At 34.1% G+C, this 13,602-nt stretch carries 12 protein-coding genes; 6 read left to right on the top strand and 6 right to left on the bottom strand.

What is annotated here, in order from left to right; all coding sequences use genetic code 11:
• Positions 1 to 50: 50 nt before the first annotated feature.
• The 5 genes from Q7C23_RS18450 to Q7C23_RS18430 form a co-directional block, all read right to left on the bottom strand.
• Positions 51 to 2,246 (bottom strand): TonB-dependent receptor, encoded by a 2,196-nt coding sequence (locus tag Q7C23_RS18450; protein ID WP_375033882.1) that lies wholly within the window; start codon positions 2,244 to 2,246, stop codon positions 51 to 53.
• Between the two features lie 321 nt (positions 2,247 to 2,567).
• Positions 2,568 to 2,972 carry an alternative ribosome rescue aminoacyl-tRNA hydrolase ArfB gene (gene arfB / locus Q7C23_RS18445; protein ID WP_375033881.1) on the bottom strand — a complete coding sequence of 135 codons (405 nt, stop codon included), beginning with the start codon at positions 2,970 to 2,972 and terminating at the stop codon, positions 2,568 to 2,570.
• Complete coding sequence (locus Q7C23_RS18440; RefSeq protein WP_375033880.1) at positions 2,972 to 5,086, bottom strand: DUF4301 family protein; 2,115 nt, start codon at positions 5,084 to 5,086, stop codon at positions 2,972 to 2,974. The genes arfB and Q7C23_RS18440 overlap by 1 nt, the downstream gene beginning before the upstream one ends.
• Positions 5,047 to 5,670, bottom strand: coding sequence for a nicotinamide riboside transporter PnuC (pnuC, locus tag Q7C23_RS18435; protein WP_375033879.1), 624 nt, complete (start codon positions 5,668 to 5,670; stop codon positions 5,047 to 5,049). The genes Q7C23_RS18440 and pnuC overlap by 40 nt, the downstream gene beginning before the upstream one ends.
• A 24-nt stretch (positions 5,671 to 5,694) precedes the next feature.
• Positions 5,695 to 6,423: a geranylgeranylglyceryl/heptaprenylglyceryl phosphate synthase gene (locus tag Q7C23_RS18430; protein WP_375033878.1), complete on the bottom strand. Its 729-nt coding sequence runs from the start codon at positions 6,421 to 6,423 to the stop codon at positions 5,695 to 5,697.
• 95 nt (positions 6,424 to 6,518) lie between these two features.
• On the opposite strand from Q7C23_RS18430, the gene Q7C23_RS18425 reads away from it, so the two are divergent.
• From Q7C23_RS18425 to Q7C23_RS18415, 3 genes are all read left to right on the top strand, one after another.
• Positions 6,519 to 7,115: a Crp/Fnr family transcriptional regulator gene (locus Q7C23_RS18425; protein ID WP_375033877.1), complete on the top strand. Its 597-nt coding sequence runs from the start codon at positions 6,519 to 6,521 to the stop codon at positions 7,113 to 7,115.
• An 81-nt stretch (positions 7,116 to 7,196) separates the two neighbouring features.
• Positions 7,197 to 7,484: a hypothetical protein gene (locus Q7C23_RS18420; RefSeq protein ID WP_072970482.1), complete on the top strand. Its 288-nt coding sequence runs from the start codon at positions 7,197 to 7,199 to the stop codon at positions 7,482 to 7,484.
• A complete protein-coding gene (locus Q7C23_RS18415; RefSeq protein ID WP_375033876.1) occupies positions 7,481 to 7,879 on the top strand; it encodes a group III truncated hemoglobin in 399 nt (132 codons plus the stop codon). The genes Q7C23_RS18420 and Q7C23_RS18415 overlap by 4 nt, the downstream gene beginning before the upstream one ends.
• Before the next feature lie 90 nt (positions 7,880 to 7,969).
• Here Q7C23_RS18415 and Q7C23_RS18410 read toward each other — a convergent pair whose 3' ends face one another.
• Positions 7,970 to 8,620, bottom strand: a complete 651-nt coding sequence (locus tag Q7C23_RS18410; protein WP_375033875.1) for a 4'-phosphopantetheinyl transferase family protein — start codon at positions 8,618 to 8,620, stop codon at positions 7,970 to 7,972.
• Positions 8,621 to 8,933: 313 nt separating this feature from the next.
• On the opposite strand from Q7C23_RS18410, the gene ahcY reads away from it, so the two are divergent.
• From ahcY to Q7C23_RS18395, 3 genes are all read left to right on the top strand, one after another.
• A complete protein-coding gene (ahcY, locus tag Q7C23_RS18405) occupies positions 8,934 to 10,250 on the top strand; it encodes an adenosylhomocysteinase (RefSeq protein ID WP_026983772.1) in 1,317 nt (438 codons plus the stop codon).
• A gap of 342 nt (positions 10,251 to 10,592) precedes the next feature.
• Complete coding sequence (locus Q7C23_RS18400; protein ID WP_375033874.1) at positions 10,593 to 11,066, top strand: hypothetical protein; 474 nt, start codon at positions 10,593 to 10,595, stop codon at positions 11,064 to 11,066.
• A 147-nt stretch (positions 11,067 to 11,213) separates the two neighbouring features.
• Positions 11,214 to 13,532, top strand: coding sequence for a patatin-like phospholipase family protein (locus Q7C23_RS18395; RefSeq protein ID WP_375033873.1), 2,319 nt, complete (start codon positions 11,214 to 11,216; stop codon positions 13,530 to 13,532).
• Positions 13,533 to 13,602 lie beyond the last annotated feature (70 nt).

Below are 13,602 nucleotides of genomic sequence, written 5' to 3'. Positions count from 1 at the left end.
AAAAAGCCTGAAAGTTTAAAACTTTCAGGCTTTTTTATTTTTACAATATTTTAGAATTTCAAAGCCAGTCCGGCTAAGAAATTAATTCCCGCCTGTGGATAATAGTATGGATAAACATCCCACATGTATCCGTTTGAAACGTATTTCTTATCTAAAATATTATTTACCAATCCTGTAATCATTATTGATTTGAAAACAGATTTCGGTTTAATTTCATAAGATACATTCAAATCATTTACAAAATAATCAGCCAGTTTTGCTGATGGCAATTCGATATTGTTCATATATTGCTCACCAACATATTTCTGTAATAACGAAATGTGCAAACTTTCAAGCGGGCTATACACAATAATATTTCCTGCAATTACTTCTGGTGAATAGGCAATTTTAGTTGTGCCGTAATTTTGACCTTCAACAGCCAAATCAACATTTTTATTGCTGCTTAAAGTGAAGTTTGGTCGCAATATAAATTTCTCTGATAATTTAATGGTAGCATCTACTTCAAATCCTAAACGGTAACTTTTATCAGTATTGGAACGAATTGGCGCACCAACATCGTCTAATCTTCCGGTTAAAATCAGCTGGTCTTTGTAGGCCATATAATAGAAATTCGAATTTAACTGAAATTTCTCCGAATTGAATCTCCAGCCTAATTCAAAATCATTTAGTTTTTCCGGCTTTACATTTCCGCCTTCATAATCCGTTCTGTTTGGTTCACGATTGGCTCTGGCGTAGGAGAAATAAAGCGTGTTTTTTTGATTGATTTCGTAGTTCAAACCCGCTTTCGGATTAAAGAAATTGAAGTTATCATCAACCAAACCAGTGTCTGCACTATTGGATTTGTATTTTACATTTCTATATTGTAAATCGCCATAAAAGCTCAATTTTTCTGTAAACTGATAATTGGCTTTTGCGAAAATATTTCCATCTGTTTTAGTTGAAAAATCATCGTAATAATGATCGCCTAATTCTGATTGAGCAGAATGTCTTGCCCAAATTACTTTTCCGAAATGATCGCCTTCGTATTTGTTCCAGCCTCCGCCAAAAATAACATCCAGCTTTTCATCTTTGTATTTTACAGAAAAAGTGGTTCCGTAAAAATCATTATCCAGCCATTTCTGACGAATTAAATCAGTCCCTGGAACTAATTCTCCGTTATCATTCTCAACCATTTTGGTAGGTTCAATTGGCCCATATCCTGCAACCGGCTCATCATATTTATAATTTTCGTAATACCCTTTGCCTTTAGTATAATGAACAGCTAAGTTGGAGCTCCATTTATCTGAGAATGATTCACTCCAATGCAATTGATAATGATCTTGCTGATAGTTATCGGTTTCATTATCATAAAAACGAATGTTTCCCGATTCGTCGATATACATTCCGGAAGAATTGAAAGTACGGTTTGAGTTTAGTGTTTCAGCATCAATTCCGTTCCAGGATTGATATGTTTTTTCTGTTCCACCAAAAACCAATGCTTTAATCAAAGTTGTTTTACCAACATAAGTTCCTTGTAAAAAATACGATTTCAAATCAGAACTTGCTCTGTCGATATAACCATCCGATTTGATTCTTGACAAACGTCCGGCCAATTCAAAATGATCGTTTAATAAGCCTGTACTAAATTTTACTGTTTGTTTTTGAGAATTAAAACTTCCATAAGAGCCTGAAATTTCGCCATTGGCTTTTGAAGCATAATTATCTGTCAGCATATTTAAACTGGCACCAAAAGCACCTGAACCATTAGTTGAAGTTCCAACACCTCTCTGCAATTGTAAACTCTCAACAGAAGAAGCAAAATCAGGCATATTAACCCAAAATGTTCCCTGACTTTCAGCATCATTGTATGGAATTCCGTTGATGGTAACATTGACACGTGTAGCATCGCTTCCGCGGACACGAATTCCGGTGTAACCCATTCCGTTACCCGCATCAGAAGTTGTAACCACAGAAGGCATATAATTCATAAGAATTGGAATATCCTGACCCAGATTTCTGTATTTGATGTCTTTTTTATCCAAATTACTAAACGTAACCGGCGTTTTTGTAGTAACACGAACAGCAGAGACCAAAACCTCATCAAGAGAATTTACTTTGGTAGAATCTTTTTCCTGCTCTTGAGCGAAAGAAAATAGAGAATAGAGTAAAGAAAATAGAGTAAAGAAAATAGATTTGGTTCGTATCGTTTTTAAAAACTTAGAACCTTTGTAACTTAGCACCTTAGTACCTTTAAGAGAAGTTTTCATCCGTAAAAAAATTACGAATAAAAGGGGGAATTATTCTTTTTGTTAAATTAATAAATGTGTTTCTTACGACAAGATATAGTGTACACACTAACAATTGTCGTTTTTTCCCTTAGCAACATTACTCGCTCAGGTTCTTTGGGTATGATCTCAGCTCGTTATTTAGAGCACCCCTTTGAGACAGTGCAAATGTAAACTTAAAAAATCCAAAAATCAAATTCCAAATTCCAAAAACTCATAGATTAAATAAAATCCAAAAAAAAAATTCCAAATTCCAAGAAAACTCACTTAACGTTGTTTCAATTAGAATTTAATTTTTGGAATTTAATCTAAATCTGGTTTTCTGCGGGATTGCTTTATCTCAGAAATATTCTTTTTATCCTTAATTCTCTTTTTAATTACAGATTTTGGAATCTTAGTTGCTTTTCTAACTTTCGGAACATGTAATCCTTTTTTAATGATGTCTAAAAAACGTTTTACAACAATATCTTTGTTTTTAAGCTGGCTTCGATCTTCGTCACAATTTAAAATCAAAATGTTTTCAGTCGTTAAACGCGGTGCAATATTAGTCAGCAAAAGCGCTTTTTCTTCTTCAGATATGGCTTGCGATGTATTCAAATCAAAAGTTAGCACCACTTTTGATGATACTTTATTTACGTTTTGTCCGCCGGCACCGCTGCTACGAACAGCTTTAAAACTTAATTCTGATATGATTTTTTCTGAATCCATTATTGCGGTTGATGTGCTGCTTTTAATAAATCATTTACTGTTTTCACCGGATTAAAGGTTATTAAAGGAACAGCCACAAAAACGGTTAACCAATTTGCCATTGCACCATTCCATAACCCAGGCAATTCATAACTTTTAACTGTTTTTCCGTCAATGCTTTTTTCTACAATAAATCCAGCTTTATGATCCACAAACTGAGTCAGATCAAACTTTTGTTTCTTATAATTTTTAATACCGCAGATTAAATCAACAGGATTAAAATGTGTTGCTTCAGCTAAAATTTGAAGCTGTTTTTTATTCATTACATCCACTTGCGATGTTTCTACGATTTGAAGCGAAATATTTCCTTTTTCATTCATCACCCAAAATGGTCCACCACCAGGTTCTCCTTCATTTTTAACCATTCCGCAAACGCGAATTGGACGATCTAACAGCTCCTTAATTTTAAAGATTTTATTTTCAAATGTAAATTTATTAAAATCATTCGTTAGACGAATATTTAGTTGTTGTCTTAAAAATTCAACAATTTCATTGACATCATTTTCTTTAATTTCATTGTTTTCGATAGCAATTAAATAACCAAAAAACTTATGCTGAATTTCAATTAAAATTCCTGCCAAAGACTTTTTATAGAACGTAATCCTATCAATATGATTTTGGATTACGTTATCTATATTTTTAATAAAAATGATATCAGAATCTAATTTATTCAGATTTTCAATTAGTGCTCCGTGGCCTCCAGGTCTAAAAACAAGTACTCCGTCTTTATTTCGAACTGCTTTATTATGAACATCAACTGTAATAGAATCGGTACTCTTGCTTTGATAAGAATATCCAATATTAATCTTAGTTCCAGAATCTTTTTCTATTTTATCTTTAACGAAATCAACAGCCTCTTCAAACTGAGTTTGATGGTTTTCTGAAACCGTAAAATGAAGATTTGATGTTTTTCCTGCAGTTGCATAATGTACACATTCGTTCAAATGCTCTTCTATGGGATTTGCAAGATGCGTCTTATATTGATGAAATGGCAGAACCGCTTTTGGCTTGTTTGCAAAATCAAAATACTCACGAGACAGCAATAACTTTATAAAATAGTAATTCTTATAATCCCTGTCCAGAGTTTCAAAATCAGGATAAATTTCCCTAAGTTTTTTATCTATAGTTTCAAAAAAAGGAAATTTATCCATTGCTACTATAAAAATCGAGAGATCACTATCTTTTTTTCTGTTTATATAAGCGTTTATGGTTTCTTTATGAATGTCAAAATCATTCAAAAACGCATTCAAGAACTTAAACATTCTACTTGCAGCTCCAGAGGCAGGAACAAACTTTTTCAGTTTTAATTTTAATTTTTGACTGTCAAAAAAAATAGCCTTTTGCTCAAGTTCAGAATCTGAAAGACTTACAATACCATCATTGATAGTTGCCGGGCTTATTAAATTGCTTTTTGCAATTCCGTTTTTAAAAATCTCCAATTGATTCAGTATATTCTCAAATGGTATTTCGTGATCATAAATCTGAACAAAGTCAACTGAAGAAAAACCTTTTTCTTTCGCTATTGTCAAATTATGTATAATTGAAGTTGCTTTTGCTAAACGACATTCCTTGTTTCCGGAAAGCGTTATAAAAGGTTTTTTGGTATCGATAAGCGTTTGCTTAAAAACAGAGAAAACACTTTCTCTTCCATCCGGTGTATCTCTAATGTCGTCTTTTTCCCAAGGAACGTCAATATCGGTTAAAAAGAACAAATCGTATTCATGCTTAAGGGCAGCTTCATTTAATAAAGGATCACAAAAACCGTAATACATTTCAGAAAAAACTTTAGTGACCATTAAGTTAGTGTCACAAAACAAATATTTCTTTGCTGTAGATAATTTTTGATTTTCTAATGCTGTTTGTCCGTATGCGATGGGCATCATATCATCAGCCACACAGATGTGCTGGTTTTCTTCCCACTTTTCTTGTAGATAATCGCGTGCAAACTCAGGAACCCATTCGGTTTCATAGTAATCTGCCAATTGTTTTGCCAAAGTTGTTTTCCCTGTACTTTCAGGACCAAACAAAGCAATTTTTATGATATTTGTTTTTTGCTGTTTAAGATTTTTCTCCATTCTATATAAGCTGAAATAGCTAAAATTGTAAAAATTAAGTATTGAAGTGACAACATCCCTAAGCCACGATAAGCGTAGAGCGGCACTACAATAATGTCACCAATAATCCAAAGTGTCCAGTTTTCGATTTTTTTCCTGGCCATGTACCACATTCCCGCAAAAAATATCCCGGACGAAATCATATCGACGTAATTGTCGGTTTTAATTTCGTAATCAAAATATTTATAAATCCCGAAAACTACAAAAACAGTTACAAAAAATAGTACGATTCCAATTATTTTTTCATTAAGATTTGTACGAGTAATTGGTAAATTGTCTTCTGTCGTTCCGCCTTTTCCCCATAAATACCAACCATAAATACTCATAATCGAGAAATAACCGTTAATAATCATATCTCCTATGTAACCTGCAATATATAATAGATATACCGAAATCACTGTAGCAATTAATCCTGTTGGGTAAACCCAGATATTCTCTTTTTTAGCAAACCAGACACTTAAAATTCCACAGACAAAAACTAAAAACTCTAGTGCAATATGCCATAACGGTGCGTTTTTATAGCTGTCAAGAAAAAAATCAATCATTTGGTTTGGTTGTTTGGTTATGATTTAGGCTTCAAAAAAATGACTGTCGTTTTCAAAAGCAGTTCCAATAACTACTAAATCGGCACCAGCTTTATAGGCATTTTGAATTCCATGCAAATCTACAATTCCTCCGCCAACAATTATAGGAATTTCGATGTTTTGCGCTATTAACTGTATCATTTTCAGAGGCACTGCATTTTTTGCTCCACTTCCTGCCTCCAAATACATTAATTTATTACCCAGCATTTCTCCGGCTTGTGCTGTGGCCAAAACCAAATCAAGATTTTCACGTTTAAGCGGCTTTGTTTTACTTACCCGCGCTACAGCTGTTTCGTTGCCACTTTCTATTAAAATATATCCTGTTGAAATAACTTCAAGATTCGTCTTTTTCAGAATTGGTGCCGCCTGAACCTGATATTCAATTAAATAATCCGGATTTCTTCCAGACAATAAAGACAAGAACAAAATAGCATCTGCCTGAGGTGAAATCTGCGACGGATCGCCGGGAAATATCAAAACGGGTAAATTTGTTTTTTGTTTTAATTCGGCAAGTAAATCTTCCAGAATGGTAGCCTGTACAATACTTCCTCCCACAAAAATGTGCGTTGCTGGCGATTGCTTTATTTTATCTAATAAATGATCTAAATTTTCCCATACAATTTTATCCGGATCTAAAAGTATGGCCAGCAATTTTTGCCCCTTCTTTTTAGCTTCCAAAATCTGTTGGTGTATGTTGGATATTCTTTGTTTCATAGCGGGCGTAAAAGTAAAAGTTTTTTAATGCAGAAGAACTATTTTGAATGAATTATATTTGCACAATAGCTTTTGACAACTAAATAAATGAAAGCATGATTGCTCCTGAATTATTAGAAAAATACGGCGCTTTAAAAAAGTCTTTTGACAAAAATGAAATTATTTTTGAAGAAGGAAATTTGCCAACACATTATTATCAGGTTATTTTCGGAGAGGTAAAAATGAGCAATTATAATGATGATGGCCGCGAATTCATTCAGGGAATTTTTTATAAAGAACAATCTTTTGGTGAACCTCCGCTATTTTTAAATCAAAATTATCCGGCAAATGCTATCGCGGTTGACGATTCAGAAATTCTTCTTCTCTCTAAAAGCAATTTCCTAAAATTACTGGAAGAAAATCCGTCAATAAGTCTTAAAATAATCGAGAATTTAGCACAGCGATTGTATTACAAATCGGTTATGGCGGCAGAAATGTCTACTCAGGAACCCGAACATCGCGTTTTGAAATTAATTGACCACGGGATCGCTTATTTTAATTTTAAGAAAGATGCGAATGGCTACCTCATTAATTTTACCAGACAACAAATTGGAGATTTAACCGGCCTGCGTGTTGAAACCGTAATTAGAACCATAAAAGCGTTGGAGAAAAAAGGTCTTTTGAAGATTATAAACAGAAAAGTATACAGATAAAAAAGTTGCTGTTTTATGATTAAAGTCATAAAATGAAGATGTATTGTGCCTGTACCTTTGTAGTATAAAAATCTCAATATCATGACACTATATCAAACAACATTCGAAAATTTCAATAAAAATTATATGGGTTCAGCAGCAATGGCTGTAATTGGTCAAAGCTGTTTAGGTGGTGCCGCTGCGATGTACATTCTTTCACACGGAACTTCTATTGGACAAATGATTCAGCTGGCTATTATTGTATTGGCTTGTGTTTTTGCCAACACTTCAATCTTAGCGCAAATGAAACATAAAGTAGTTTTTAACCTTATTATTTTAAGCGCTGTATTAAGTGTTTTACTAATATTTCTGAATAGTTTTGTACTATGAAAAAGCAAATAGAAAATAGAGCTGATGTCGAATTTCTAGTACATCAGTTCTATGCTAAAATAAGAGTCGATGAAGAAATTGGTTTTTATTTTAATACCATGATTAAAGATTGGGACGCTCATCTCGAAAAACTGACTGATTTTTGGGAAACCAATTTATTTGCAGTCAAAAAATACAAAGGCAATCCGCATGAAGTACACAATGAAGTTGACGCTCAGTTTGGCGGAAAAATTACTTCAAACGAATTCGGGATCTGGCTGAATCATTGGTTTCAAACTATCGACGAACATTTTGAAGGCGAAAACGCAGATACCCTTAAACGCCGCGCCCGAAAAATGAGTACATTTTTATATATGAGTATGTTTGAGCATCGTAAAAAAGAAAGTGAGATTTAGTTTTTGTCATTGAAATGACAAGATTGTACCTAACACAAATCCGCAGAGTTTGGAATTTGGATTTTTTTTTATTGGAATTTAATCTAAAAACTATTTCTCAAAAGCATAAACCAAAGTAAACTTCCCTTCAAAATTATCAGATTTGATTTCCTCGTAATGCACATGGAAATCTTTAATCAAATCATCAAAATGTAGGCTGGCCTGTGTTTGTTCTTTATCCAAAGAAAAATCGCCAACTCTAATATGATCTTTAAAGCTGATTCCTTTTTCGTTTCTGATTTTGAAGATTGCTTCTTTCGCACCCCAGATTACAGTAAGTTTCTTGATGTATTCTTCAGAAACATTCGGATTTAAATATTCAAATTCGGTATCAACAAATTTATCCGCGATTTTACGGATTTTCTCTCGCTGTAATTCCATATCAATTCCAACAGTCTCGTGACTGATGATAATGGCTGCAAAATGATAAGAATGTGTAATTGAAATATAATTATGACAATCGAAATAAGGTTTCCCGAATTCATCATAATGTAAATCTTTATCTGTAAAACCCATTTCCTGAATCAGCATACGAACGCTTAAAAAAGCACGCTGATGCAACTGAGATTTCATTCCGTTTAACCTCAACTGTGTTTTTTCTTTCAAAACTACTTTGCTTAATAACTCTTCGAAAGATTCGGTTATTTCCCAAATTAAAAGTTTGGTCGTTTCGTTACACTGTATGGTTTTAAATAAAGGCATTACTTGTTTAATTGTAAATTATGAATGGTTAATTGTGAATTATTTTTCCTTTTGAAAACTAAACTTGTAATTTAATGTCTCGTCTTTTTAGCCCTGATGGTCCCGATGCTATCGGGAGGCATCCTTTTGTGATGGGGTTCCCGTCACAAAAGATATAGTGGACAACAGGATTAGCTTCTAAAAAACAATTTACAAACTAATGTTCTAAAGATTAAGAAATTAAACATTTCACAAATCTTACAGAAATAGTAAAAATTCCAAAGGTATTCCGTAAATTTGCAAAAATTTTACAATATACAAATATACACTATAAATGAGTACTACAACTACGCCTTATGTGGCTTTCAAAGTAAAAGACATTTCTCTAGCGGCTTGGGGAAGAAAAGAAATTGAACTAGCTGAAGCTGAAATGCCAGGTTTAATGGCACTTCGTGCTGAATACAAAGACGAACAACCACTTGCTGGTGCTCGTATCGCTGGATGTTTGCACATGACGATTCAAACTGCTGTTTTGATCGAAACTTTAATTGCTCTTGGTGCTGAAGTTACTTGGTCTTCTTGTAATATTTTCTCTACTCAGGATCAGGCTGCTGCTGCTATTGCTGCTGCAGGAATTCAGGTTTACGCTTGGAAAGGTCTTGATGAGCAATCATTTGACTGGTGTATTGAGCAAACTTTATTCTTTGGTGAAGACAGAAAACCATTGAACATGATTTTGGATGATGGTGGAGATTTAACAAACATGGTTATTGACCGTTTCCCAGAATTGGTTCCTGGAATCAAAGGTTTATCTGAAGAAACTACAACTGGAGTTCACAGACTTTACGAAAGAGTAAAAGCCGGAACTTTACCAATGCCTGCAATCAACATTAACGATTCTGTTACTAAATCTAAATTTGATAACAAATACGGTTGTAAAGAATCTGCAGTAGATGCAGTTCGTCGTGCAACTGACTTAATGTTAGCGGGAAAAAGAGTAATCGTTTGTGGATACGGTGACGTTGGAAAAGGAACTGCTGCTTCTTTCAGAGGTGCAGGATCTATTGTAACAGTTACTGAAATCGATCCAATTTGTGCTTTACAAGCTGCAATGGACGGTTATGAAGTTAAAAAATTAAACACTGTAATTGCTAATGCTGATATCATCATTACAACTACAGGAAATAAAGATATCGTTCTTGGAGAGCACTTCGAGCAAATGAAAGACAAAACTGTTGTTTGTAACATCGGACACTTTGATAACGAAATTGATATGGCTTGGTTGAACAAAAACCACGGTGCATCTAAAATCGAAATCAAACCTCAGGTTGACAAATATACTATCGCAGGAAAAGATATCATCATTTTGGCTGAAGGTCGTTTAGTAAACCTTGGTTGTGCTACAGGTCACCCAAGTTTTGTAATGAGTAACTCATTTACAAACCAAACTTTGGCCCAAATCGAATTATGGAAAAACAGTGCCGCTTACAACAATGACGTTTACATGTTACCAAAACATTTAGATGAAAAAGTTGCTGCTTTACACTTAGCTAAATTAGGAGTTGAATTGGAAACTTTACGTGACGATCAGGCTGCTTATATTGGTGTTCCGGTTGAAGGTCCATTCAAACCAGAGTACTACAGATACTAGTAAATTTTAGATTTCTGAATTTAGATTTTAGATTCTAAATCTGAATCTCTTTAATACCTATTTCAAACCCGATAGATTTTAAAAATCTGTCGGGTTTTGTTTTTTAATCTAAAATCAGAAGTCTAAAATTTAAAATAATAAGGGTGTGCCACCATCCCGATAAGAGGGCAAAATTACTTTGCGCGTATTCGCCCTCTTACCGGCATGCTGTCGGGCTATCCGGGTTACTTCTGTAACCTTTCCTATCCCTCACTCGAAACGGTATTTAAAAACCAATAAATTACTATTTTCTTTAATTCATTTTAAAATATAAGCCTATTTTTGAAAACCAAAAACCAAATTATGGGAATACGTCTTGTTGTAATAATAATCATGATATTACCACTTTATATAAATGCACAAAACTTCAATCCTTCTAAAGCACAATTTACTCCTCGACATCCTTTTGGAATTGGAGATGAAAAACCACCACAGTTAGTACAATTACCAACCATGAAGCCACTTTCTACTTTAACTCATGTAGAAAAGGCGCAAGCCAAATTGGCAAGAGAAGAACAAAAACTAATAAAATTAGCAAGAAAGGCCTGGGATTTGGAAGATGATTTGAAAAAGGAGCAAGAGCTATTAAAAAATCTTGAAAATACTAAAGACAGGAGCAATGATCATCAAAAAAGAATTGAAAAATTAAAACTGCAAATAGCTAAATCTCAAGATAAAGTAAATGAATCAAAAGCAGAGGTAGAATCAGAATCAAAAAAAGTAGAAGATCTTGAAAAAGCTATTGAAGAAGCTAAATATACAAGACACGGAGAATAATAAACCCTCGCAGAAATGTGAGGGTTTACTGTTTACATACTCCACTAAAAAAACATTTCTCTCAAAAGATTGCACGTTTACAAATATCTGCTTACTTTTAATAATCAAAATAAGGCTCTATTTCTCAATTACTTAAACAGTACAAGCTTGAAAAAAACTACTTATTTAATCGTCTTCTTATTTTTACTAAGTCTTCCACAAATCCTTTTTTCTCAGGAAAAAAAACCTAAAGTCGTATTAGTATTAAGCGGTGGTGGAGCAAAAGGAATTGCACATATTCCGCTTTTGCAAAAACTCGATTCCTTACACATTGTCCCTGATCTTATTGTTGGAAACAGTATGGGAAGTATCATTGGAGGCTTGTATGCCATGGGATATTCCGGAGACAGTATCGAAAAAATTACCAAAAACATTTATTGGGATAAACTCCTTGGCGGAGGCCAATCGTTGCGATCTGTAAGTGCAGAAGAAAAACGAGAATTTCAAAGATATTTAGTTGGTATAGGTGTTAAAGATGGAAAACTTAATAGCATTGGTTCTCTTTTAAATGATCAAAATCTGAGAGAATACCTTTCTGAATTAACCTTTCCTGTATACAATGTTAGAGATTTTGACAGTCTCCCAATTCCCTTTCGGGCTATGGCTACCGACTTGGTTGAAGGAAAAGAAGTTATTTTGAGTAAGGGAAGTTTATCGTATGCCATGAGAGCCAGTATGTCTTTGCCTGCCGTTTTTAAGCCAATGCCTTACGACAAAACAGTATTAGTAGACGGAGGAGTTTTAAATAATTTCCCAACAGATGTTGCCAAAGAAATGGGGGCCGATATTATTATTGGAAGCGACGTAGGGGGAGGAATGGAACCAATGGATAAGCTAAATAATCTGATGACCATTTTGATGCAGACCAGTATGTTTCCGAGTAATATTAAGAATCCTGCAAACCGCGATCTTTGTACAATATTGGTTGATCATTTGCCTAACTTACGTTTCTCCACGGCTGATTTTGCAGATAGTGACGAAATCTACAAAGATGGTAAAATAGCAACAAATCAAAATCTTCCGGCTTTAGTTTCATTATCAGAAAAACTAAAAGCTTTTCCGCAACGAACGCATGCGTTGCCAGATATGCCAAAAGAATTTGTGCTGGACACAATTGTTTATAAAAAAATAAGTCCTGAGAATATGCCTTTAGTGGTTGGGAGAGCAAACCTTAAAACACATGTAAAATACACCACCAAAGATTTAATAGCCGGAATTAACAGAGCCATGGGTACTAATCTTTTTGATCAAATTACGTATAGCTACTTTATCACAGAAAAAGATAAATTAGGAATTACATTGTTTGGATTCGAACGCGCCGAAAATCAGCTCAACACCTCAATACATTATGACACTTACAGAGGTGTCGGAATCATTTTTAATTATACCGGCCGAAATGTGCTTGCCGATGCCTCCCGTCTCCTTATAACAGTAGATATTGCTGAACAGCCAAAAGCGAGAATCAATTATCAGAAGAATTTTGGGCAATACAGAGAATGGTGGTGGGTATCTGAAGCTTATGGCGCCCTGCTGCGACAAGAAATTTATATAAATGGTAAAGCATCAGACAACATACTTTATAATGCTTTTGAACTCAATAATGAGGTAAACAGAAATTTAAATTCATTAAAAAGTTATGTAGGTTTTGGCTTAAACTATAGCTACTCCAATCTAAAACCAAAATATGACCGGGAATACAATCCTAACTCCGTCAATATAACCAACTACGACTCTAATAATATTGAATTCAACATGCATTATTCTTATAATGATATGGACAAAGTTTTTTTTGCCACAAACGGAACCATTATAAAAACAAATATAGCGCGATCATTTCTAAGTGATATAGATGCTTCTTTTTCGGATCCTGATTTAACACGTATTTCCGGTTCAACAAATGGCTACACAAAATTTGGTTTTGGTTTTGAAAAGAGAGCACTCTTAAAAAAGAAAATTACGGGAATTATAGGATTTGATTCTTATTTTATTTTTCAGGACAAACTTAAAGATGATCAAATTCCGTTTTCAGGATTTGGTTATGCCGCAAAATATTTTTTGGGAGGCATTATTCCGAGCTCTGGCAGTAATCGTTTTTCATTTCCCGGCCTGCATGAGGACGAGCTCAATGTCACACAGTATATGGGAGTTAAACTTGGCTCTCAAATAAATTTAACCGGAAAAATTTATCTCACTCCACACTTTAATATTGCTAGTGTAGGTTTTGACACTTTCGACGATTATATCGGTCATGTATTTAGTCCAAAAGGAAAGTGGGATGAAAATGACAACCCAAGTCTTGTACTTTCAGGAGGAACAGCGATTTCTTATCAATCCATTTTAGGCCCAATTCATTTTGACGCTTCCTGGATCAACAACATCGATAAAGTACGATTGTTTTTTAGCGTTGGACTATCATTCAATCCATAACAAAAACAATTTACACTTAAACTAAAACTAAAATTATAGAGGCTTGCCACTATACCAATAAGAAGGTAAA

This window comes from Flavobacterium sp. LAR06 (assembly GCF_041946075.1).
GTDB lineage: Bacteria > Bacteroidota > Bacteroidia > Flavobacteriales > Flavobacteriaceae > Flavobacterium.
The sequence above is the reverse complement of the archived record's forward strand: the minus strand, read 5'-3'. Positions and strand labels throughout refer to the sequence as shown.